This window comes from Mycobacterium sp. 852002-51057_SCH5723018 (assembly GCF_001667035.1).
Lineage (GTDB): Bacteria > Actinomycetota > Actinomycetes > Mycobacteriales > Mycobacteriaceae > Mycobacterium.
In genome coordinates, this window is record NZ_LZIR01000035.1 from 30,029 (window position 1) to 51,588 (window position 21,560).

Here is a 21,560-nt window from a genome sequence, read left to right on the forward strand (position 1 = left end):
CTATCGGGGCGCGTCCTCCAGCCCCGATCCGAGGGTCGTGCCGTTGGTTTCCGGCAGCAGATAGGTGCACACCAGGCTCGTCGCCGCGAGGGTGCCCAGCATGAGGCCGATCGCCCAGCTGCCGTAGGTGGCCAGCAGCGTCCCGGATATCAGGGGCGGCACGGCGCCACCCACGACGCCGGCCAGGTTGATCACCAGCGCCGAGCCGCTGTAGCGGTAGCGGGTGGCGAACAGTTCCGGAATGAACGCTCCCGTAGGACCGGAGCCGATCCCGGCGATCGCACACATGCCGGCGATGGCGACCACGTACAGCACGGGGTTGCCGGTGTCTATCAGGGGCATCACCACGAACGCCCACGGCAGGCAGCCCGACCACCCGACCAGCATCAGGCGGCGGCGCCCGACGCGGTCACACAGCGTGGCCGACAGGGACACCGATGCGATGCTCACCAGCCCCGCCAGCACGCCGACCGACCAGATGAAGGTGCGCGAATACCCGAGGTGCGAATGGGCGTACATGGTCAGGTAGGTGTTTCCCATGTACGCGAAGCCCAGCGCGCCCAGGATGCTCCCCGCGGCCAGGACGATCTCGCGGCGCTGCAGCCGCAGCAACTCGGCCAGCGGCGCCCTGGGCACCAGGTTGCGGGCCTTCTCCTCGACGAACACCGGGGTCTCGTCGATGTTGAGCCGCACGTAGAGGGCGATGCCGATCAGTGCCGCGCTGATCAGGAACGGCAGGCGCCATCCCCACTGCATGAACGCGGGGCTGTTCTCACCGATGCTGAAGTTGACGCCCAGGAAGGTCAGGCTGGACAGCACCGCCGCGGTCCCGCCGCCGAGCAGGGTGAACATGCCGTAGCGGCCGCGCTTGCCTGCCGGCGCGTATTCGGCGCTCAGCAACGCCGACCCCGCCCACTCCCCGCCGACGGCGAACCCCTGCAGGAGCCGCAGCGCCATCAGGATCAGCGGCGCGGCCACGCCGATGGTGGCCGTGCTGGGCACCAGGCCCACGGTCACCGTGGACACGGCCATGATCAGCAGCGTGGCGATCAGGGTCTTCTTGCGGCCCAGCCGGTCCCCGAAGTAACCGAACACGGCCGCGCCCAGCGGCCGGGACAGGAACGCCGTCGCGAACGTGCCCATCGACGCGATCATCGCCACCGTGGGGCTCAGGTGCGGGAAGAACACCGTCGGAAACACCAGCGCCGCGGCGGTGCCGTAGATGAGGAAGTCGTAATACTCGATGGCGGAGCCGACGAGGCAGGCGGCGGCCACCCGCCGCATCGGTGTGGACGCGGGGCGGGCTACAACCGCCGCGGCGCCGCCGCCCGGGCGACCGAACTCACCCATGAAGGCCGCCCAGTGCTCGGTTGCGTCTACTCACCTGTACGACGGTAGGTGAAGCTCCGCGGTCTCGCCCGCTAGCGACCCTGGCAAGTTCCTGGATGTCGCGTAAGTCTTCCGGCCGCGACCGTGCGTGTTGGGACGGCGACACGCCGTAAATCGCGTACAACTGCGCACGCTCGCGGTGGCTCATCGCGGCGGGTCAGCCCTCGGAGAGCAGCTGCTTCTTGAGCACCTTGCCCATGGCGTTGCGCGGCAGCGCGTCGACCACGCGCACCTCGCGGGGGCGCTTGTGGATCGAAAGCTCCTGGGCCACATAGTTGATCAGCTCGTCGGGCTGCAGCTCCGAGGAGCCGACGACGAACGCGACGATGCGCTGCCCCAGGTCCTCGTCGGGCAGCCCGACGACGGCGGCCTCCTGCACGCCGGGATGCCCGAGCAACGACGTCTCGATTTCGCCGGCGCCGACGCGGAATCCGCCGGACTTGATCAGGTCCACCGACTCGCGTCCGACGATGCGGTGCATGCCGCCGTCGTCGACGACGGCGACATCCCCGGTGTGGTACCAGCCGTCGGCGTCGAAAACCTCGGCGGTGGCCTCGGGCCGATTCAGGTAGCCGTCGAACATCATGGGCCCGCGAACATGAAGCCGCCCAACGGTTTCCCCGTCGCGCGGGACGGGTTTGTCGTTGTCGTCGAGCAGCCTGGTCTCCACGCCGGCGACCGGCAGACCCACCCATCCCGCACGACGCTCTCCGTCGGCCCGGGTGGAGATGGTGATCAGCGATTCCGAGGCGCCGTAGCGTTCGATGGGCTGGTGTCCCGTGAGCCGGGCCAGGCCGTCGAACACCGGCACCGGCAGCGGGGCGCTCCCCGACACCAGCAGTCGTGCCGGCCTCAGCGCCCCGGCCGCCGACTCGTCGGCCGCCACCCGCGACCACACCGTCGGTACCCCGAAAAACAGCGTGCCGCCGGCCTCCTCGCGGGCCTGGGCGTAGCCGGCCGGTGTCGGTCTTCCGGTGTGCACGAAGCGATTCCCGATGCGCAGCGACCCGAGCAGGCCCAGCACCAGACCATGCACGTGAAACAGCGGCAAGCCGTGCACCAGGACGTCGTCGGCCGTCCACTGCCACGCCTCGGCCAGCGCATCCAGGTCGGCGGCGATCGCCCGACGGCTCAGCAGCACACCCTTGGGCAGCCCGGTGGTGCCCGAGGTGTAGATGACCATCGCGGTGGCATCGGGCGAGGGTTCGGGGTAACGGTGCCAGGATCGGGCGTGCAACCGAACTGGTATGTGCGGCAACCCTTCTGACTCGTCCGGCTCCGGCCCCAGCCAGGCCTCCACCCCGGAGTCGGTCAGCATGTGCCGGCGCTCGGCCACGCCGACATCCGAGGGCACCGGGACGAATGGCACCCCGGCGATCAGGCAGCCGGTGATCGCCAGCACGGTCGACGCGGTGGGCTTGGCCAGCACCGCGACCAGGCGCGCGCCAGCGACGCGCTCGGCCACCGACGTCGCGGCACCGACCAGGTCGCTGCGGCTCAGCGTGGCGCCGTCGATCCTGACCGCGTCGGCGATGTCGGTGGTGGTAACGGCAGCGGGGTTTAGGGATGCCAGCAGCACGAATGCAGGTTACCCGGCGCAGTTATTCTTGCTCGTCCCAGATCTTCATCAGGGTGCACAGGATCTCCTCGCCGCGGCCCAGCCCGGCGAGATGACTTTCGCCCGGCAGCACGAACAGCTCGGCATCGGGCAGCAAGGACACGACGTGCTCACCGTGGGCGAACGGAACGATGTGGTCGCTGTCGCCGTGCCACCAGCGGACCGGGACCTTGACCTCGTCCAGCCGGAAGCCCCAGTCGCGGGTGAACAGGATGATGTCGTTGAAGGGGGCCGCCAGTTGCTTACGGCTGCCGTTGAGCAGGTCGTCGAGGAACATGGCCTTGAACTCGGGCCGGGTGAGCAGGCGCCGGTCGGCCTCGGGTGACACCAGGGCGTAAAGCTCGAGCGCGGACGTCGCGACCGGACGGATCATCCGGATCAGCAGGCTCGCGCCGATCCGCAGCGGGTCGCCTCCCAGCCGCAGCAGCGGCGCCGCCCGCTTGCCCAGGTTCATCAAACCGCTGGTGATCCCTTCCTCGCCGAGGAACGGCGCGACCCCACCGAGCACGCCGGCCGCCACCACCCGATCGGGCAGGACCGCGGCGGACGCGAGCGCGTACGGACCGCCGCCCGACAGGCCGATGACCGCCATCTTGTCGATGCCCAGCGTGTCCGCCATGGTGCGCAAGTCGTCGGCGAACGCCTGGATGTTCTCGTACCGGTGGGGCGTCGACGAGCCGATACCGGGCCGGTCCAGGCCGATCAGCCGGATGTTCTGCTGTTCGGCGTAGACCCGGGCCTCGGTCGGGATCTGACGTCGGGCGCCGGGCGTTCCGTGGAGCCAGAACACCGCGCGACCCTGGGGGTCGCCGAATTCGGCGAAGCCGATTTGGCGGTCCCGACCGACCGCGACGTTTCCTTCGAGCTTGGGGCGAGCAATCGCGAGGGCCATGCCAGCAGCTTTGCATGTTACGAGCAGTTGACGAAAGCCGCACGGGGCTACGCGTTGAGCACCCGCTCACCGATGATCCGTTCGCTGCGCAGGGTGGCCAGCTCCTGCTCCGAGAGGCCGAGCCCGCGCAGGATCTCCTCGTTGTGCTGTCCCAGCGTTGGGGGCGGGGTGCGGTGATGACGAGCCGGCCCGGGGGTGATGCGGAAGGGCCAGCCGGGATAACGGTGGGATCCGGTGATCGGATGCTCGAACTCCTCGTAATAGGCGCGCGCGTCGAGTTGGGCTCCGATCAGGTCCGTGTCGTACATCCGGTCGCCGGTGATGACTCGTTCGGCCGCGATGCCCTGCGCGCGCAGGGTCGCGACGATCGCGGCCGGCGGTTGGGGGCGGGTCCACGCGGCGACCAGCTGGTCGAACACGTCGTGGTCGATCGGCGGTGACCCGTTGTCTACCAACGACACCGCCACCCACACCCCGTCCTCGGCGGTCGGGTACACGCCCTGCAGATAGCCGCGCCGGCGGTTGCCTTCCCGCGCTTTCACGACGCCGTTCATCGAGTACTCGATCACCGGTTCGGCGGTCACGCACGCCGCGACTTCGATCTGGGCGACCTCGACCAGCTGCCCCTCCCCCGTGCGGCTTCGGTGCTCGAGCGCGGCCAGCAGCGCGACCCCGGCGTGCACGCCGACGATCGGGTCGGCGGGACCCTGCGGGTTGCACGGCGGGCCATCGGCGTACCCGGTGACCGCTGACATGCCGGAGGTCTGCTCGATGTTCAGCGCCCAGCCGACGTAGTCGCGCCAGGGGCCCTGCAGCCCGAAGCCGGGCATCCGCACGACAATAACGTCGGGCTTCAGCACCACCAGCGAGTCGTAGTCCAGGCCGAACTGCTCCACCACCCGCGGGGAGAAGTTCTCCACGACGACGTCGGCGTCGGCGGCCAGCCGCCGCGCAAGCTCGAGGCCGCGCCGCGAGGTCAGGTCAAGCGTCAGGTCGCGCTTGTTGAGGTTGGTGCCCTGCCAGATGGCGCTGCGCTCGTACCAGTCGTCGCCCTCGTAGGCGAACGCCCCCGAGTAGCGGTGCCCGTCGGGCCGCTGGATGGACTCCACCTTGATGATGTCGGCGCCGAACGCGCCCAGGTAGCAGGTCAGATACGCCCCGGCCCAAAACGTGGTCAGGTCGAGCACCTTTAGTCCCGCAAAGGGTTCGGGCCGCGAACGTAACGCCACGGCGATTTTCGGGGCGGAATTCCGCCGTGGCGTTACGCTCGCGCCCAACCGAAACGGCGCGCCGGGACGTTGAAATCCCCCGCCCTCGACGAAGAAACCGCGCTTGGCGTACTGCGGACAGTCCAGCACGGTGGCGCCGTCGTTGACCGGGGCGGCTGGAATGCGCAGCGCCTGGCCCAGTTCCACGATCTCGGCAACGGTCTGCCGTGCCAGCAGGGGCTCCGCCTTCGAGAAAAACTCGTCGCGTTCCGGCCCACCCATCATGATCGCGATCTGATGCTCGCCGTACTCGGGCAGGCCGAGCATCGCGCACACGTCCAGCCAGTGCTGACCCGTCAGGCAGTTGATGCCGACCCACCCGTCGGCGGCGCGGACGACACCCAGCATCGGGGCCGACCGCAGGTTCGCGGGCAGGCCAAGGTGTTGCATCCGCCGCGCCATCAGCATCGGGTACGGCAACGTCGACAGCAGCGCCTCCAGCTGGGAGACGTCGACCTCTGTGACGCGGCCGACGGGCGGCACCCGCAGCGCGGTCATCGCACCCAGCGCGCCGTAGGCGCCCGCGACGTACTCGGAGATGCGGGCGCCGACCTGAACCGGCGGGCGTTGCGGATCCCTGGCACTGATCCACCCCGACGCCGCCTGCAAGGTCAGCGGCGTAGCGGTGCGATCGCGCCACGGTCCGGTCTGGCCGAAATGAGAAATGCGGAGCAGCACCAGGTTTGGGTTGAGCCGACCCAGGGTGTCGGCGTCCAGTCCCCAACCCTCGAGCGTTCCGGGCGCGAAATCCTCGACGAGTACATGGGCCTGCGCGAGAAGCTCACGGGCGGCCGCCATGTCGTCGGGCCGGCCCAAATCCAGTGTGACCCGGCGTTTTCCGGCGTTGAGGTACCCGAACAAGCCGCAGCGTTGCGGGTCGGGAACCCCTCCGGGAAACGGACCCCAATGGCGCAGCGGGTCTCCGGCGGGGGGCTCGATCTTGGTGACCTCGGCACCGAGATCGGCGAAAAGCTTTGCGGCGTAAGGGCCTGAAATCTCGTTGGCCAGCTCGACGACGTGGATCCCGGCGAGGGGTCCCGTCATGCGGGGACCCCGATGGCCTTCACCTCCATGTACTGGTGCAGGCCGGTCACTCCGCCGCTCTCACGGCCGAACCCGCTCAACTTGAAGCCGCCGAACGGCGCGTCGCCGGGACCCACGCCGTTGACCGCGACCTGGCCGGTGCGGATGCGCCGAGCAACGCCGACGGCCCGGTCCACGTCGGCGCCCCATACGGCCCCGGACAACCCGTACCGCGAGTTGTTGGCGATCGCGACCGCCTCGTCGTCGTCGCGGTAGCGGAGCACCGACAACACGGGCCCGAACACTTCCTCCTGAGCGATCGTGGAATCCGGTTCGACGTCGGTGAGGATCGTCGGTTCGAAGTAGAAGCCGGCGTCGAGGCCCGCCGGGGGGCCGCCTCCGGTCGCCAGCTTCGCCCCGTCGTTGACCGCCCCGTCGACGTGCGCCTGGACGCGGTCTCGCTGCGCCGCGCTGATCAGCGGGCCCATCTGCGCCTCGGGATCCTTGGGGTCACCGACCTTGATGTCACGGGCGAGCGCGACGAGCCGATCGACGACGTCGTCGTGCAGCGCCTCGGGAAGGAGCAGCCGGCTGTGCAGGATGCAGGCCTGCCCGGCGTGCAGTGAGCAGCAGTCGAACAGCATCTGGCGCAGCATTTCGTCGGTCACTTGCGTGTCGTCGAGGACGATGCTGGCCGACTTCCCGCCGCACTCCAACAACAGCCGCTTCATGGCGTCGCCCGCGGCCCTCATGACCTCACAGCCCACGGCCGAGCTGCCGGTGAAGCTGATCATGTCGAGGCGCGGGTCGGTGGTGAGCAGCTTGGCGGCCTCCAGACCCGACGGGGTGACGACGTTGACGACACCCGGCGGGATGTCGGTCTCCTCGTCGATGACGCGCGCGAGCGCGAGCCCGGCGAGCGGCGTCAGCGGCGACGGCTTGAGCACGACGGTATTTCCCGCGGCCAGAGCGTTGTTCACCTTCATCACATTGAGGCAGTGCGGGAAGTTCCACGGCGTCAGGATCGATACGACGCCGAGCGGCTCTCGCCGCAGCAACGTCGTCCCGGCGCCGATTCCGGTGACCGGCTCGTCGGTCAACTTCGTGGCGAGCTGGGCCGCATGCATGGACATGTACCCGGCCCCGTCGATTTGCATCATCCGCTCGTTCGAAACACAGCCCCACTCCACCTGCGACAGCGCAAAGAACTCGTCGGCGTGCTTGAGCAGGGCCTCGCCGAGTTGGTTGAGGCAACCGGCCCGCTCCTCGGGGCTCGTGGTCGCCCACGGCCCGCTGTCGAAGGCCCGGCGCGCGGCGGCGATCGCCTCGCCGACCTGGCCGACGCTCGCGTCGGGCGCGCTGGCGATGGCCTTTTCGGTGGCGGGGTCGATGTCGTCGAAACGGCCGTCCTCCGGTTCGACCCATCTGCCGTCGATGTAGAGCCCATAGGTGTCGACCAGGGGTCGCGGGGGTTGTAGCTCGGCCATGTGCGTCCTCACCCGAACGTCGGTCATCTAGAGAGCCAGTGTTCACCCCAGGCCCGCTGGCGTCAATCACCAATTCGGCGAATTCCGGGCTATTACACCGCGTTGTCGACGTATTGACAGGTGTGGTCATGCCAGAGTAGACACAACGTCGCAAGACATATTGGTCCCATGTGTCGGATCGCCTGTCGAGGGAGGCCTGCCGTGCAGACCACTTTTCCCCTGCACTCCCCCGACTTCTACGCGGGCGATCCGTACCCGGCCTACCGCGAGCTGCGCGCCACCTCGCCGGTGTGCTGGAACGACGTCACCAAGTTCTGGGCACTGCTGAAGTACGAAGACATCCGGTACGTGTCGAGCAACCCGGCGATGTTCTCGTCGACCCAGGGCGTCACCATTCCCGACCCGGAGATGCCGAGCCCGGTACAGCCCGGCGGCCTCATCTTCACCGACCCGCCGCGGCACCGGCAGATGCGCAAGCTGATCAACTCCGGGTTCACCCGGCGGCGAGTTGCCGTGCTGGAGCCGAAGATTCGCGAGATCGTGCGCGGCATCCTCGACGGCATAGAACCCGATTCCGTCCACGAGTTCGCCGAAGAGATCGCCGCACCGCTGCCCACCCGGATGATCGCCGAGCTCATCGGGGCCCCGCCCGACGATTGGGAGCAATTCCGGGCCTGGTCGGACGCGGCCACCGGGACCGCCGACCCGGAGATCGAACTCGACCCCATGGTGGCCATGGGCCAACTGTTCGAGTACTTCCGGAAGCTGATCGCGGCCAGGCGCGGCGACCCGCGCGACGACCTGCTGTCGGTTCTGGCCGGCGCGGAGATCGACGGGGTTCGGCTCACCGACGAGGACCTGCTCAACTTCGCTTTCCTGTTGTTGGTCGCCGGCAATGAAACCACCCGTAACCTGATCGCGCTGGGCACATTGGCCCTGATCGCCCACCCCGTCCAGCGTCGCCTGCTGGTCGAGGACCGGTCGCTGATCCCGGGCGCCGTCGAAGAGATGTTGCGCTGGAACAGCCCGGTGGTGCACATGGCGCGCACCGCCACCGCCGACGTCGAGATACGCGGTCAGCTGATCGCCGAAGGCGACACGGTGGTGATGCTCTACGGGTCCGCCAACCGCGACGAGGACATCTTCGGCGCGGACTCCGAGGAGTTCAACGTGACCCGCCACCCGAATCCGCACATCGCGTTCGGGTGCGGCGAACATTCCTGCGTCGGTGCGCAATTGGCGCGTCTGGAGGCCTCGGTGATGTTCGACGAGCTGCTGCGGCGCTTCCCCAGGCTGGAATTGGTGGGCGAGGTGGACCGGATGCGGGCCACGATGGTGCCCGGGGTGAAGCGGATGCCGGTCCGGCTGGGGACGGCCGGCTGAGCGATGTACCTCGACTACACGCCCGAGCAACAGCGGCTGCGCGCCGAGATCCGCGCCGCGCTGGAAAAGGTGATGACGCCGCAGCGCAGCGCCGCGGTGAGCGAAGCCATCGAGGGCGGCCCGGCGGTCCGCGAATGCGCCCGCGCCCTGGGCGCCGCCAACCTGCTCGGCGTGGGCTGGCCCAAAGAGTATGGCGGGCACGGATTCTCGGCGATCGAGCAGTTCATCTTCTCCGAGGAGGCGCAGCGGGTCAGCGCGCCGATCCCGCTGGTGACGCTCAACACCGTCGGACCGACCCTCATGCAGTGCGGCACCGACGAGCAGAAGCAGATGTTTCTGCCGGCGATTCTCGACGGCAGCGTGGAGTTCGCGATCGGATACTCCGAGCCCGAGGCGGGCAGCGACCTGGCATCGCTGCGCACCACCGCGGTGCGCGATGGCGACTCGTACGTGATCAATGGCCAGAAGATGTTCACCAGCGGCGCCGCGTACGCCGATTACATCTGGTTGGCGGCTCGCACGGACCCGAATGTCAAGAAGCACAAGGGCATTTCGATCTTCATCGTGCCCACCTCGTCGCAGGGATTCTCCTGGCGGCCGCTGCACACCATGCCGGGCATCTCTACTTTCTACACGTTCTATGACAACGTCCGCGTCCCGGCGAGTGCCATCGTGGCCGGCGAAAACCAAGGGTGGCAACTGATCACCACGCAGTTGAACTTCGAGCGCGCGGCCCTTGGCAACCTGGGAGCGCTCGAGCCACTGTTCGAGAAGACCCTGCACTGGGCCACCACCACGGAGCTCGACGGCGGCCACGTCATCGACAAGCCCTGGGTGCGGCTTGCTTTGGCGAGGGTCGAAGCGCAGGTCGCCGCCTACAAACTCGTCAACATGCGGGTCAACGCGGCCATGACCAAAGGCGAGCTCAGCATGGGCGAGGCGTCGGCGGCCAAGGTCTTCGGCACCGAGCTGACCCAGCAGGTCGCCCGCCAGCTGCTGGAAGTGCTCGCCCACAACGGGTCACGCTCCGGCTCCGACGCGCCGCTGCGCGGGGCCCTGGAATCCGCGTACCGGCTCGCCGTCATCAACACGTTCGGCGGCGGCGCCAACGAGATTCAGCGTGACATCATCGCCATGGCCGGGTTGGGGATGCCGAGGGCACCCCGCGACCTTCGAGCCCAGACGACAGGAGGATCAGGCTAAGTGACCGATCAAGAATCCGACGTGCACGTCAAGCTGCGTGCGCTCGTCGGCCAGCCGACCGGCGGGACCGGAAAGCCCTCGGTGGCACCGGATCCGGTCAACCAACCGATGATCCGGCACTGGGCCCACGCGCTCGACGACATGAACCCCAGCTACCTCGATCCGGAGTTCGCCGCGTCGTCGCGGTTCGGCGGCATCGTGTCGCCGCCGGTCATGCTGCAAACCTGGACGATGCCGTCGCCGAAGCTGGAGGGCATCGGGGACCGGGGCGGGGCCCCCGTCGAGATCACGACAAATCCGACGGCGTTCCTCGACGAAGCCGGGTACACCAGCACGGTGGCGACCAACTCGGAGTTCGAGATCGAGCGCTATCCCCGGCTGGGCGATGTCATCAGCGCGACGGCGGTATACGAATCGGTCTCCGACGAGAAGAAGACGGCGCTGGGGACCGGCTTCTTTCTGACCTGGTTGACGACCTACACCGACCAGAACGGCGAGGTGCTGGGGCGACAACGATTCCGCGTGTTGCGATTCAGGCCGCAAAGCTGATGGCACCCCGCCTGGCACCGGCGATCAGCCCGGACACCGACTTCTTCTGGAACGGCCTGCGCGAGCAGAGGCTGCTGATCCAGCGCTGCAGCGGATGCGGGGCCCTTCGCCACCCGCCCCGCCCCATGTGTCCCGAATGCCGTTCCTTGGAGTGGGAGGCGATCGAATCGTCGGGCCGCGGCAGCGTGTACAGCTACGTGATGCCGCACGAACCCAAATTCCCCTTCTTCGAGTATCCGTACATCGTCGCGCTGGTGCAGCTAGAAGAGGGGGTGCGGCTGGTTTCCAACCTGTGTGGCATCGACCCCGCGGACGTCACGGTCGGAATGCCGGTCGAGGTGTACTACCAGAGTTTCGATAACGACCTTGTGCTGCACCAGTTCCGGCCTCGCGGATAGGTGAGGCAATGGATTTCACGTTCACCGAAGAGCAAGAGACGATCGCGAAACTCGCCCGGGAAATCTTCGAGCGCCGGGCCACGCCCGAGCGGTTGACCGAACTGGAGGCCGGTGAGACCCGCCACGACGCCGCGCTCTGGAAGGAGCTCGCGAGCGTTGACCTGTTGGGCACCGCGTTGCCGGAATCGCTCGGCGGTAACGGCGGCGGCTTCGTGGAGCTCGGGGTGCTGCTGGCCGAGGTGGGCTGGAGCGTCGCCCCGGTGCCGGCCTACGCGACGCTGGTGCTGGGCGCCGACCCGATCGCCCGGCATGGGACTCCGGAGCAGCAGCGACGTTTCCTGCCCGACGTCGTCTCGGGAACCCGCATCCTGAGCGCGGGCCTGCAAGAGCCAGGCCGCTCGGATCCGACGACTCCCGCCACCACCGCTCGGCGCGACGGCCCCAATTGGCGGCTGGACGGTGCCAAAGAGCTGGTGCCGGCCGCCCAGATCGCGGACACCATCCTGGTTCCGGCTCGTACCGGTGACGGCGACGTCGGTGTGTTCCTGCTGGCGACGGACGCCCGCGGCGTCGAGATCCGACCGGTCGCCACCACCCACCGCGAACCGCATGCCGACGTATTCCTGGACGGCGCAATCGTTTCCGCTGAGGACCGACTGCCCGGCGACGGCGAGGAGCTGATCGCTTCGCTCTATGCGCGCGCGCTCGTCGGGCTGTGCGCGGTCCAACTCGGCGTGTCCGAGCGGGCGTTGCGGATCGCGGCCGGCTACACCAGCGGGCGTGAGCAGTTCGGGCGCCCGATCGGCAGCTTCCAGGCGGTGCAGCAGCGGATGGCCGACGCCTTCATCGACGTCGAGGCGATCCGGTGGACCACCTGGCACGCGGCCTGGCTCGTCGCCCAGGGCCGGCCGGCCGACCGCGCCGCCCGCATCGCGAAGTTCTGGGCCGCCGAGGCCGGTGCCCGCGTCGCCGCCACCACCCAACAGGTCCACGGCGGCATCGGGATAGACGTCACCTATCCGCTGCACCGCTACTTCCTGTGGGCCAAACACATCGAGCTGACCCTCGGTCCCGCCTCGGCGCAGCTGGCCGGTATCGGCAGCACCTATTAAGGAAGGAAACCGATGACGACCGCAAAAAGCCGCACCACCCTGAAGTGGACCGACATCAACATCGGCGACGAGGTTGCCCCGCTCGAAATCCCGGTCACCACGACGATGATCGTCGCCGGGGCCATCGCGTCGCGCGACTTCATGCCGGTGCACCACGACCGCGACTACGCCAACAAGCAGGGTTCGCCCAACTTGTTCATGAACATCTTGACCACCAACGGGTATTGCGTGCGCTTCCTCACCGATTGGGCAGGACCCGAGGCGATGGTGAAAAACCTGTCGATTCGCCTCGGCGTGCCGTGCTTCCCCGACGACCCACTGCGCTTCACCGGCGGCGTGACCGGCAAAACTAGGAGCCCAGCAGGGCATCCGGCGGCTGAGAACTTCATCGAAGTGACGTTCAAGGGCTCCAACAGCCTTGGCGATCACGTCTCGGGCACCGCGGTGCTCAGCCTGCTCGACGGGTCGTTCAAAAGGGACGAAGCATGAGTAGTTCGCTGCCCGGCAGCTGCGCCATCGCCGGGATCGGTCAGACCGAGTTCTCCAAGGAGTCGGGGCGCAGCGAGCTCCAATTGGCTTGCGAGGCAGTCAGCGCCGCGCTCGACGACGCGGGCCTGCTGCCCGGTGACGTCGACGGGATGGTCACCTTCACCATGGACTCCAGCGACGAGATTGACATCGCCCGGAACGTGGGAATCGGGGACCTGAGCTTTTTCAGCCGCGTACATCACGGCGGCGGAGCGGCGGCGGGCACCGTGGTTCATGCGGCGATGGCGGTCGCGACCGGCGTCGCCGACGTCGTGGTGTGCTACCGCGCGTTCAACGAGCGGTCCGGCATGCGCTTCGGGGGCAGCGGCCGCACCAGCGCCGAGACTCCGCTGTTCATGGCGCATTACGCGCCGTTCGGATTGCTCACTCCCGCGGCGTGGGTCGCTTTGCACGCCCAGCGATACATGTCGACCTACGGGGTGACCAACGAGGACTTCGGCCGCATCGCCGTCGTCGACCGCGCGCACGCGGCGCGCAATCCCGACGCCTGGTTCTACCAGCGACCGATCACCCTTGAGGATCATCAGAACTCCCGGTGGATCGTCGAACCCGTGCTGCGGCTGCTGGATTGCTGTCAGGAGAGCGACGGGGGCGTCGCGCTGGTGGTGACCAGCGCCGAACGCGCTCGCGACCTGCGCCAGCCACCGGCCGTCATCGCCGCGGCCGCGCAGGGCGCCGCCGCGAACGGTGAGATGATGACCAGCTACTACCGCGAGGACATCACGGGGCTGCCCGAAATGGGGGTGGTCGCCGAACGGCTCTGGCGCGATTCGGGACTCAAGCCGCAAGACATCCAAACCGCTTTCATCTACGACCATTTCACGCCGTTCGTCTTCACGCAGCTCGAGGAGCTCGGCTTCTGCGGGCGCGGCGAAGCCAACGACTTCGCCACCATCGAGCGGCTGTCGCTCGGCGGGGAGCTGCCGATCAACACCAACGGCGGCCTGCTCGGCGAGGCATACATCCACGGCATGAACGGCATCACCGAGGGCGTGCGGCAGGTGCGCGGCACGTCGTACAACCAGGTCGACAACGTCGAGCACGTCCTGGTGACGTCGGGAACCGGCGTGCCGACGAGCGGCCTGATCCTCTCGCCGGCCGACTGAGGGAGGAACACCATGCCCAAGCTCGCGCTGCTCACCGCCGCAGGGGGTCCGCTCGAGCTGGCCGAATTCCCCCTCACCACACCGGTTCCGGGAACGGCGGCCCTCAAACTGCGGATGGCCGGGATCTGCGGATCCGACCTGCATATCTTCCGCGGCGAGTTACCCCTTCCTTGCCCTTTCGCCATGGGTCACGAAATGGTCGGCGAGATAGCCGAACTCGGCGAAGGGCTGACCACCGACGCGACCGGCAAGCCGCTGGCGATCGGCGACCGCGTGGTCACGCCATACTTCTGGACCTGCGGACGGTGTCGCGCATGCGCGAGGGGCCGGTCCCACGCCTGCCAGAACCTGATGGCCGGCGAATACCGCACCCACGATCAAGCCCCCCATTTCGTCGCCGCGCACGGCGAGTACTACTACACCAGCAGGCGGCAGCCGTTGTACAAGGTGCCCGAGGACCTCGCCGACGAAGCCGTCGCGCCGCTCAATTGTGCGCTCGCCCAGGTATTGTTCGCGCTGCGCGACGTGCGGCTGGGCGACACCATCGTCATCCAGGGCGCAGGCGGGCTCGGCATCAACGCCGCAGCCGTGGCGCGCTCCGCGGGCGCGGCGGCGGTCATCGCGATCGACAAGATCGCCGGACGGCTCGATGTCGCATCGGATTTCGGTGCGACACATTGCATCGACGCGAGCGCGATCTCAATCTACGAGGTGACCGAGCAGGTCCGTGAACACACCGACGGCGTCGGGGCCGACTGGGTGCTCGAGGTCGTCGGGGTACCGGGAGTCATTCCCGACGGGGTCGGCTTTCTCAACAATGGCGGCACGCTGCTGGAGGTGGGCAACATCGGGATGGGGCGCACCTTTGAGCTCGACCCGAGCTCACTGGTCTACGGCAACAAGTCGGTGCGCGGCGTCATGCTTTACGCTCCGGTCACGCTCGCCATCGGCTTGACCTTCTTGCACCACACCGATTTTCCGTTCGGCCGGCTGATGCCCAAGCCGTTCCACCTAGCCGACGTCAACGCCGCGTTCGCTTCCGCCGATGCCGGGCTGGTGCCCCGGGGGGCCCTGGTTCCGTGATGAGTGAAGCCTCCGCGTGGACCCAGGCGACCGACACTCGCGAACTGATCGTGGAGTCCGCGTATGTCTGTTTCCGAAGGCAGGGACTCCAGAAGGCGACGATCGTCGACATCGCCAGGACTGCCGGCGTTTCACGCAGCACCGTCTACGAGTACTTCAGCGACAAGGCCGCCATCGTCGAAGCGTGCGCCGAGCACGCCTCCGAGCGGTTCTATCGCGATATGTCCAAGGCGATGGACCAGGGCAGCTCGCTCGAAGACAAGCTGAGCCGCGCGGCGGTGTTCGTGACCCAGGCACGCCGGTTCATCGCCTCGGAGAAGTACTTCGACGAAGACGCGATCAGCCTGCTGCTGACCAAGGACGCGGCCGTGTTGCTGCGCGAGTGCGTCGAGTTCTTCGCGCCCTATCTGTCCGCCGCCCGGCTGACTGGCGAGGTCCGCAAGGACCTCGACATAGAAGCCGCCGGGGAATGGTTCGCGCGCATACTCTTCTCGCTGTTCAGCACCCCGTCCTCGACGCTGGACATGGACGACCCCGAAGTGGCAGCCGAATTCGTGCGCGCGCACGTGGTGCGCGGATTCGCCGGCGATCGCCCGCGGCCGCGGCGGGCCTGAGCGCCGCTAGCCGGCGCCTGGCACGGGTATCGGGAACTCCGGGGCCGGATACCACGGCTGGGGGGCGGGCGGCTCCGACGGTGTCGGCGGCGGACTCCAGGGTTGACCAGGCGGTGGTGGCGCTGGTGGCGGGTCGGCATGTGCCACGCCGACGCCGATACCGAGTCCGCCCAAACCCACCGCACCGGCGAGAGCGGATCCGGCCAACAGCTGCTTGATGCGCACGTTGCGAATCTACATTCGAGTATGCGTGGTGGGCGTTGAGTGCGCAGCCAGGGCGGCGTTCGCGCGATTTCTTCACCGTGAGTTCACGCTCGAGTCCGTAAGCGCACACTCAGCGTTGCGTCAGTGCCCGCAGAAAGAACGCCAGGTTGGCCGGCCGCTCGGCCAGCCGCCGCATGAAGTATCCGTACCACTGGGTGCCGAACGGGACGTAGACCCGGACCTGATCGCCGAGGTCGGCCAGCCGCCGCTGCTCTCCGTCGCGGATGCCATAAAGCATCTGGTATTCGAAATCGCCTGCGTCACGTCCCGATTCGCGCGCCAGCGTCGGCACCGCTTCGATCACGGCGGGGTCATGCGTGGCCACCATGGGATAACCGGACCCCGCCATCAGCACACGCAGACACCGGAGGTAGGAATCGGTGACCTCGACGCGGCCCCGGTAGGCCACCGAAGCCGGTTCGTCGTAGGCCCCCTTGCACAGCCGGATCCGCGCGCCGGCGGCGGCGAAATCCTCACAGTCGCCCAGCGTGCGCCGCAGGTAGGCCTGCAAAACCGTTCCCAGCCAAGGGAAGTCGCAGCGCAGATCGCGCACGATCGACAGCGTGGAATCGGTGGTGGTGTGGTCTTCGGCGTCCACCGTCACCCACACCCCGGCCCGGCGCGCCGCGCCGCAGATCGTGAAGGCGTTCTCCCGGGCGATCTTCTCGCCGTCGCGCTCCAGCGCTTGGCCCAGCGCGGACAGCTTCATCGACACCTCCAGCGGCCGTACGCCGTCGCCGCCTTCCCCGTACCGGCCCAACCTGTCGATCACATCCAAGTAGACCCGCACGGCCGCGTCGGCGTCGTCGGCATTGCCGACATCCTCGCCGAGGTAGTCAACGCTGACATAACGGCCCGAGTCACGAAGCGCGGCAACGGTGTCCAGGGCGCGCCCGATGGTCTCGCCGGGCACGAAACGGGCCACCACCCTGCGGGTGAGCGGCATCCGTTCGGCGGTTCGACGCAATCCGTCCCACCGGCCGGCCGCCATGATCGCCGGGCGAACGGTGTGCGCGAAGACGCCGGCCATCAGTCCAACTCCATGTGGGGATAGGTGTGCCGGGTCGCCGGGACGAACGTCTCCTTGATGGTGCGCGCCGACGTCCAGCGCAACAGGTTCAGCACCGATCCCGCCTTGTCGTTGGTGCCCGAGCCACGCGAACCGCCGAACGGTTGGCGCCCGACCACCGCGCCGGTCGGCTTGTCGTTGACGTAGAAGTTGCCGGCGGCGAACCGCAGCCGGTCCTGCGCGGTCAGCACGGCCTGGCGATCGTCGGCGATGACGGCGCCGGTCAGCGCGTAGCGAGACCCGCTGTCGATGACGTCGAGGACCCGCTCGTACTGGGCGTCGGGGTAGACATGCACCGACAGCAGCGGCCCGAAGTATTCGGTCGCGAACGCCTCGTCGGTGGGGTCGTCGGACAGCAGCACCGTCGGCCGCACGAAATACCCCACGCCGTCGTCATATTCGCCGCCGGCCGCGATGGTGACTCCCGGTGTGCCTTTGGCCCGCTCGATGGCGTTGACGTTCTTGTCGAACGCGCGCCGGTCGATCAGCGCGCCGCCGTAGTTGGTCAGGTCGGTGACATCGCCGTAACGCAGCGCGGCCGCCGCGCCCAGGAAGTCATCACCCATGCGCTGCCACACCGAGTGCGCGATGAATGCCCGCGACGCCGCCGAGCACTTCTGGCCCTGATAGTCGAAGGCCCCACGAATCAACGCCGTGCACAACACATCCGGGCGCGCCGAGGGGTGTGCCAGCACGAAGTCCTTGCCGCCGGTCTCGCCGACCAGCCGCGGGTAGCTCCGGTAGCGGCCGATATTGGCGCCCACCTGTTGCCACAGGTGTTCGAAGGTGGCCGTCGAACCGGTGAAGTGGATGCCGGCCAGGCGCGGATCGGCCAGTGCCACATCCGAAACGGCGAAGCCGTCGCCGGTGACCAGGTTGATGACGCCGGGCGGCAGCCCGGCGGCCTCGAGCAGTTGCATGGTCAGATACGCCGACAGGGTCTGGGTGATCGACGGCTTCCAGACCACGGTGTTGCCCATCAACGCCGGTGCGGTGGGCAGGTTGCCGGCGATCGAGGTGAAGTTGAACGGCGTGATCGCATAGACGAAGCCGTCCAGCGGGCGGTAGTCGCTGCGGTTCCACTCGCCGGCTCCGCTGATCGGCTGCTGCGCCAGGATCTGGCGGGCGAACGCCACGTTGAACCGCCAGAAGTCGACCTGCTCGCAGGGCGAGTCGATCTCGGCCTGGTAGGCGGATTTCGATTGGCCCAGCATCGTGGCCGCCGCGATCTTCTCCCGCCATGGCCCGGCCAGCAGGTCGGCGGCCCGCAGGAACACCGCGGCGCGCTCGTCGAAAGGCATGGCGGCCCAGTCGTTCTTCGCGGTCATCGCGGCCTCGATCGCCGCCGTCGCGTCGGCGCGCCCGGCGTTGGTCAGGGTGCCCAGCGTGGCGGCGTGCCGGTGCGGCTGAACGACGTCGATGCGCTCGCCGTCGCCCATCCGGTGCTCGCCGCCGATGACGTGCGGGAGGTCGATGGGGTGGTCGGCCAGCGCGGCCAGTTCGTGGAGAAGACGGGTGCGTTCCGGGGAGCGGGGGGCGTAGTCGTGGACCGGCTCGTTGGCCGGCATCGGCACCTGGGTGATCGCGTCCATGGGGCCAGGATCCCCGCCCCGAAGCCGGATCTGATTGGCGGAATGGCTAACATTGCACCGGTCGACTAGTACGATCGGACAATATGCGGATCCCTGGTGTCGGGCTGGGCCAGCTATTGCTGGCGCTGGACGCGACCCTGGTCAGCCTGGTCGACGCGCCGAGGGGTCTGGACCTCCCGGTGGGCTCGGCGGCGCTGATCGATTCCGACGACGTGCGGCTGGGTCTGGCGGCGGCGGTCGCCTCGGCCGATGTCTTCTTCCTGCTGGGGGTCACCGACGACGAGGCGCTGCGCTGGGTGGATAGGCAGGCGCGCGTGCGGGTGCCGGTGGCGATCTTCGTCAAAGAGCCGTCGAACATGCTGGTGGCCGCGGCGGTCGCGGCCGGGTCGGCGGTCGTGGCCGTCGAGCCGTGGGCCCGGTGGGAGCGCCTCTACCAGTTGGTCAACCATGTCGTGGAACATCACGGCGACGGCGACCCGGTCGACGACTCGGGAACCGACCTCTTCGGCCTGGCGCAGTCGCTCGCCGACCGCATCCACGGCATGGTCAGCATCGAAAACGCCGAGTCGCACGTGCTGGCCTACTCGGCGTCCAACGACGAGGCCGACGAGCTGCGCCGCCTTTCCATCCTCGGCCGCGCCGGCCCGCCCGAGCACCTGAAGTGGATCGGTCAATGGGGCATCTTCGACGCGCTGCGGTCCAGCGGCGAGGTGGTGCGCGTGGCCGAGCGCCCGGAGCTGGGTCTGCGTCCACGGCTGGCGATCGGGATACATCAGCCACCGGCCGGTGCCCGCCGACCGCCGGTGTTCGCCGGCACGATCTGGGTGCAGCAGGGTTCGCAGCCACTGGCCGACGACGCCGAGGAGATGTTACGGGGCGCGGCTGTGCTGGCCGCCCGCATCATGTCACGGCTGGCGGCCCGGCCGTCGACGCATGCGCGACGAGTGCAGCAGCTGCTGGGGCTCGCCGACGGCGAGCCGGCCGACGCGGCCACCATCGCCTCCGAACTGGGCCTCTCCGCAGAGGCTGCCGCGGCGCTGATCGGTTGGGACACCGTCGGGAACCGTCCTGCTCGGTTGGTCGACGTTTTGGCGTTGAGCGCCAGCGCTTTTCGTCGCGATGCCCAGGTCGCCTCGAACGGCTCGCGGATCTACGTGCTGCTGCCCCAGACCGCCACAACACGGACGGTAACCTCGTGGGTCCGCGGCACGATCAGCGCCCTGCGCTCCGAGATCGGCGTCGAGCTGCGGGCCGCCATCGCCGCGCCGGTCGCCGGTTTGGCGGACGCGGCTTCCGCGCGCGCGGAGGTGGACCGGGTGCTCGACAGCGCTGAGCGACACCCTCTTTCGATCGGTCGGGTGACATCGCTGGCCGAGGCTCGCACCACCGTCCTGCTCGACGAGATCGTCACCCTGGTCGGCACCGACGAGCGGCTGGTCGACCCTCGGATACGCGACCTCCGCGCACGCGATGCCGCGCTGGCCGAGACGCTGCAGGTGTACCTGGACAGCTTCGGTGACGTGAGCGCCGCCGCGGGGCTCCTGGGAGTGCATCCCAACACCGTTCGCTACCGGGTGCGACGGATCGAGAAGTTGTTGTCCGCCTCGCTGTCGGATCCCGAGGTGCGGCTGCTGTTTTCGCTGGGGTTACGGGTGAGCGAGCGTCCGGCTTAGCTCTGCGACGACGCTGCGAGGCTGCGGGCCGACCCACGCATCTCGGACGAACCCACGCCACGACCCATCACGAGCGACACCCCTTCGGCATGAGGCACGCTCGAGCAGCCCACGGACTGAGCTGCTGTCAGTACTAATCAAGGCCGTCACAGTTAATTTCTGGATACGCGACAAAGAACTGTGCAAATGGTCCGGTCGGCACCGGTTTAGAACTTTGCTGTAGTGGGGTAGCCAGCGGCCGGGAGCGCGGGGCAGTGCCCCTAGGTGGGGAACTCGCGCCGCCGGCGCGAGTCGGGCCTCGGGGGGCCGGATTGACGCTCCCGCACTAGAAAGGGAGTACCTATGCGAAACATCGTCAAGAAAACCGTCGCCGGTGCTGTTGTCGGCGGAGCGGTTTTGTTCACGGCCGGCGCGGGTGTCGCGGGCGCGGACACAGCCCAGGGCGGCCTGGTTAACGTGACCATTGGCAACGTCACCGTCGCGGCAAACGTGACCGTGGATGCCGCCGCCGCCGTCGTTGCCAATGCGTGCGGTGTCAACCTGCCCAACGTCAACGCGCTGGTATACCAGGTCAGTCAGACCGGTGCACCCACAACCGTGTGCCAGCAGAGCACGGGCCCGGTGACCGTCACCAAGGTCGCCTGACATAGCTCACCGGTCGGCCCTTCATCCTCCGTGATGGCGGGCCGATTTCGGCAAGAGTCCCTTCGCTCCGCGCTCGGCGCCTTGGCGAAGCGCCTCGCGGGGGGCGAGCCTTCGCCGTGCACCGTATTCAGGCAATGGGTCCTTGCTAATCCGGTACCACACCTGTTGAGACCTTCTGGCCGGGGTGCCGCGGCGACCAACAACGCAGTGGCACCATCTGGGCATCACCCCGCCGAGCAGTCGCCTACTGCATGGCGCCCCGCGCCTGTCCCATCGGGTGAATTACCAACTGCCGCAACGGTGTATCGCCCGGCCCGGCGATCGCGGTGTGATGATGCCCAGGAGTTCTTCCAGCATCTGCCGACCACCAGCCAGGCCCCGCAGCCGCGGGAATGGTTCGCCGGCGCCGAGGACGAGTCGATCCGCGGGCCCGCGCCCTGCGTGCACGGGATCCGGTGCTCGCCGAAACGCTGCGGGTGGACCTGGACGCCTTCGGTGACGTGAGCGCCGCCGCGGGGCTGCGGGGAGTACATCCCAACACCGTTCGCTACCGGGTGCGACGGATCGAGAAGTTGTTGTCGGCCTCGCTGTCGGATCGCGAGGTGCGGCTGGTCTTTTCGCTGGGGCTGCGGGTAGTCGAGCC

General features: G+C 68.3%; 19 protein-coding genes and 2 pseudogenes. 13 read left to right on the forward strand and 8 right to left on the reverse strand.

Features of this window, described 5'->3' with window-relative positions:
• From A5764_RS08740 to A5764_RS08760, 5 genes are all read right to left on the reverse strand, one after another.
• Nucleotides 1-1,284: an MFS transporter gene (locus A5764_RS08740; protein ID WP_067111709.1), complete on the reverse strand. Its 1,284-nt coding sequence runs from the start codon at nucleotides 1,282-1,284 to the stop codon at nucleotides 1-3.
• 262 nt (nucleotides 1,285-1,546) lie between these two features.
• Nucleotides 1,547-2,968 carry an acyl-CoA synthetase gene (locus A5764_RS08745; protein ID WP_067111712.1) on the reverse strand — a complete coding sequence of 474 codons (1,422 nt, stop codon included), beginning with the start codon at nucleotides 2,966-2,968 and terminating at the stop codon, nucleotides 1,547-1,549.
• A 22-nt stretch (nucleotides 2,969-2,990) separates the two neighbouring features.
• Nucleotides 2,991-3,899 carry an alpha/beta fold hydrolase gene (locus A5764_RS08750; protein ID WP_067111715.1) on the reverse strand — a complete coding sequence of 303 codons (909 nt, stop codon included), beginning with the start codon at nucleotides 3,897-3,899 and terminating at the stop codon, nucleotides 2,991-2,993.
• Nucleotides 3,900-3,946: 47 nt separating this feature from the next.
• Nucleotides 3,947-6,211 carry a CaiB/BaiF CoA-transferase family protein gene (locus A5764_RS08755; protein WP_067111718.1) on the reverse strand — a complete coding sequence of 755 codons (2,265 nt, stop codon included), beginning with the start codon at nucleotides 6,209-6,211 and terminating at the stop codon, nucleotides 3,947-3,949.
• Nucleotides 6,208-7,677, reverse strand: a complete 1,470-nt coding sequence (locus A5764_RS08760) for an aldehyde dehydrogenase family protein (RefSeq protein ID WP_067111832.1) — start codon at nucleotides 7,675-7,677, stop codon at nucleotides 6,208-6,210. The genes A5764_RS08755 and A5764_RS08760 overlap by 4 nt, the downstream gene beginning before the upstream one ends.
• A 168-nt stretch (nucleotides 7,678-7,845) precedes the next feature.
• Between A5764_RS08760 and A5764_RS08765 the strand changes: the two genes are divergently transcribed.
• Genes A5764_RS08765 through A5764_RS08805 form a run of 9 tightly spaced genes read left to right on the forward strand, consistent with a single transcriptional unit; the run spans nucleotide 7,846 to nucleotide 15,674 of the window.
• Nucleotides 7,846-9,060, forward strand: coding sequence for a cytochrome P450 (locus A5764_RS08765; RefSeq protein WP_067111721.1), 1,215 nt, complete (start codon nucleotides 7,846-7,848; stop codon nucleotides 9,058-9,060).
• Between the two features lie 3 nt (nucleotides 9,061-9,063).
• Nucleotides 9,064-10,263 (forward strand): acyl-CoA dehydrogenase family protein, encoded by a 1,200-nt coding sequence (locus A5764_RS08770; RefSeq protein ID WP_067111724.1) that lies wholly within the window; start codon nucleotides 9,064-9,066, stop codon nucleotides 10,261-10,263.
• Nucleotides 10,264-10,812 (forward strand): MaoC family dehydratase N-terminal domain-containing protein, encoded by a 549-nt coding sequence (locus A5764_RS08775; protein WP_067111727.1) that lies wholly within the window; start codon nucleotides 10,264-10,266, stop codon nucleotides 10,810-10,812. It begins immediately after the preceding gene.
• Complete coding sequence (locus tag A5764_RS08780) at nucleotides 10,812-11,210, forward strand: Zn-ribbon domain-containing OB-fold protein (protein ID WP_067111729.1); 399 nt, start codon at nucleotides 10,812-10,814, stop codon at nucleotides 11,208-11,210. Before A5764_RS08775 ends, A5764_RS08780 begins: the two co-directional genes overlap by 1 nt.
• A gap of 8 nt (nucleotides 11,211-11,218) precedes the next feature.
• Nucleotides 11,219-12,322: an acyl-CoA dehydrogenase family protein gene (locus tag A5764_RS08785; protein ID WP_067111732.1), complete on the forward strand. Its 1,104-nt coding sequence runs from the start codon at nucleotides 11,219-11,221 to the stop codon at nucleotides 12,320-12,322.
• Between the two features lie 12 nt (nucleotides 12,323-12,334).
• Nucleotides 12,335-12,811 (forward strand): MaoC family dehydratase, encoded by a 477-nt coding sequence (locus A5764_RS08790; protein WP_067111734.1) that lies wholly within the window; start codon nucleotides 12,335-12,337, stop codon nucleotides 12,809-12,811.
• Nucleotides 12,808-13,977, forward strand: a complete 1,170-nt coding sequence (locus A5764_RS08795; RefSeq protein ID WP_067111736.1) for a lipid-transfer protein — start codon at nucleotides 12,808-12,810, stop codon at nucleotides 13,975-13,977. Before A5764_RS08790 ends, A5764_RS08795 begins: the two co-directional genes overlap by 4 nt.
• Nucleotides 13,978-13,989: 12 nt before the next feature.
• Nucleotides 13,990-15,060: a zinc-binding dehydrogenase gene (locus A5764_RS08800; RefSeq protein WP_067111738.1), complete on the forward strand. Its 1,071-nt coding sequence runs from the start codon at nucleotides 13,990-13,992 to the stop codon at nucleotides 15,058-15,060.
• Nucleotides 15,060-15,674, forward strand: coding sequence for a TetR/AcrR family transcriptional regulator (locus tag A5764_RS08805; RefSeq protein ID WP_067111835.1), 615 nt, complete (start codon nucleotides 15,060-15,062; stop codon nucleotides 15,672-15,674). The genes A5764_RS08800 and A5764_RS08805 overlap by 1 nt, the downstream gene beginning before the upstream one ends.
• A 6-nt stretch (nucleotides 15,675-15,680) precedes the next feature.
• Here A5764_RS08805 and A5764_RS27320 read toward each other — a convergent pair whose 3' ends face one another.
• From A5764_RS27320 to pruA, 3 genes are all read right to left on the reverse strand, one after another.
• Nucleotides 15,681-15,899, reverse strand: a complete 219-nt coding sequence (locus A5764_RS27320; protein WP_082951587.1) for a hypothetical protein — start codon at nucleotides 15,897-15,899, stop codon at nucleotides 15,681-15,683.
• A 109-nt stretch (nucleotides 15,900-16,008) separates the two neighbouring features.
• Nucleotides 16,009-16,968, reverse strand: a complete 960-nt coding sequence (locus tag A5764_RS08810) for a proline dehydrogenase family protein (protein WP_067111741.1) — start codon at nucleotides 16,966-16,968, stop codon at nucleotides 16,009-16,011.
• Nucleotides 16,968-18,599 carry an L-glutamate gamma-semialdehyde dehydrogenase gene (pruA, locus tag A5764_RS08815; protein ID WP_067111746.1) on the reverse strand — a complete coding sequence of 544 codons (1,632 nt, stop codon included), beginning with the start codon at nucleotides 18,597-18,599 and terminating at the stop codon, nucleotides 16,968-16,970. The genes A5764_RS08810 and pruA overlap by 1 nt, the downstream gene beginning before the upstream one ends.
• Nucleotides 18,600-18,682: 83 nt before the next feature.
• On the opposite strand from pruA, the gene A5764_RS08820 reads away from it, so the two are divergent.
• The 4 genes and pseudogenes from A5764_RS08820 to A5764_RS29270 all read left to right on the forward strand — a co-directional run.
• Entirely contained in the window at nucleotides 18,683-20,272 is a 1,590-nt protein-coding gene (locus tag A5764_RS08820) for a CdaR family transcriptional regulator (protein ID WP_156664578.1), read from the forward strand.
• A 342-nt stretch (nucleotides 20,273-20,614) separates the two neighbouring features.
• Nucleotides 20,615-20,917: a hypothetical protein gene (locus A5764_RS08825; RefSeq protein WP_067111749.1), complete on the forward strand. Its 303-nt coding sequence runs from the start codon at nucleotides 20,615-20,617 to the stop codon at nucleotides 20,915-20,917.
• A 333-nt stretch (nucleotides 20,918-21,250) separates the two neighbouring features.
• Nucleotides 21,251-21,340: pseudogene (locus tag A5764_RS28810) on the forward strand (sulfotransferase); the annotation flags it as partial.
• Nucleotides 21,334-21,558: pseudogene (locus tag A5764_RS29270) on the forward strand (helix-turn-helix domain-containing protein); the annotation flags it as partial. The pseudogenes A5764_RS28810 and A5764_RS29270, both read left to right, overlap by 7 nt.
• Between the last annotated feature and the right edge of the window lie 2 nt (nucleotides 21,559-21,560).

What these genes read in the sequence shown, in the direction of transcription:
- A5764_RS08780 (WP_067111729.1), top strand. Translation starts at nt 10,812, where the DNA reads ATGGCACCCCGCCTGGCACCGGCGATCAGCCCGGACACCGACTTCTTC.
- A5764_RS08770 (WP_067111724.1), top strand. Translation starts at nt 9,064, where the DNA reads ATGTACCTCGACTACACGCCCGAGCAACAGCGGCTGCGCGCCGAGATC.
- A5764_RS08750 (WP_067111715.1), bottom strand. Translation starts at nt 3,899, where the DNA reads ATGGCCCTCGCGATTGCTCGCCCCAAGCTCGAAGGAAACGTCGCGGTC.
- A5764_RS08765 (WP_067111721.1), top strand. Translation starts at nt 7,846, where the DNA reads ATGTGTCGGATCGCCTGTCGAGGGAGGCCTGCCGTGCAGACCACTTTT.
- A5764_RS08805 (WP_067111835.1), top strand. Translation starts at nt 15,060, where the DNA reads ATGAGTGAAGCCTCCGCGTGGACCCAGGCGACCGACACTCGCGAACTG.
- A5764_RS08740 (WP_067111709.1), bottom strand. Translation starts at nt 1,284, where the DNA reads ATGCGGCGGGTGGCCGCCGCCTGCCTCGTCGGCTCCGCCATCGAGTAT.
- pruA (WP_067111746.1), bottom strand. Translation starts at nt 18,599, where the DNA reads ATGGACGCGATCACCCAGGTGCCGATGCCGGCCAACGAGCCGGTCCAC.
- A5764_RS08790 (WP_067111734.1), top strand. Translation starts at nt 12,335, where the DNA reads ATGACGACCGCAAAAAGCCGCACCACCCTGAAGTGGACCGACATCAAC.
- A5764_RS08825 (WP_067111749.1), top strand. Translation starts at nt 20,615, where the DNA reads ATGCGAAACATCGTCAAGAAAACCGTCGCCGGTGCTGTTGTCGGCGGA.
- A5764_RS08800 (WP_067111738.1), top strand. Translation starts at nt 13,990, where the DNA reads ATGCCCAAGCTCGCGCTGCTCACCGCCGCAGGGGGTCCGCTCGAGCTG.
- A5764_RS08820 (WP_156664578.1), top strand. Translation starts at nt 18,683, where the DNA reads ATGCGGATCCCTGGTGTCGGGCTGGGCCAGCTATTGCTGGCGCTGGAC.
- A5764_RS08785 (WP_067111732.1), top strand. Translation starts at nt 11,219, where the DNA reads ATGGATTTCACGTTCACCGAAGAGCAAGAGACGATCGCGAAACTCGCC.
- A5764_RS08760 (WP_067111832.1), bottom strand. Translation starts at nt 7,677, where the DNA reads ATGGCCGAGCTACAACCCCCGCGACCCCTGGTCGACACCTATGGGCTC.
- A5764_RS08755 (WP_067111718.1), bottom strand. Translation starts at nt 6,211, where the DNA reads ATGACGGGACCCCTCGCCGGGATCCACGTCGTCGAGCTGGCCAACGAG.
- A5764_RS08795 (WP_067111736.1), top strand. Translation starts at nt 12,808, where the DNA reads ATGAGTAGTTCGCTGCCCGGCAGCTGCGCCATCGCCGGGATCGGTCAG.
- A5764_RS08810 (WP_067111741.1), bottom strand. Translation starts at nt 16,968, where the DNA reads ATGGCCGGCGTCTTCGCGCACACCGTTCGCCCGGCGATCATGGCGGCC.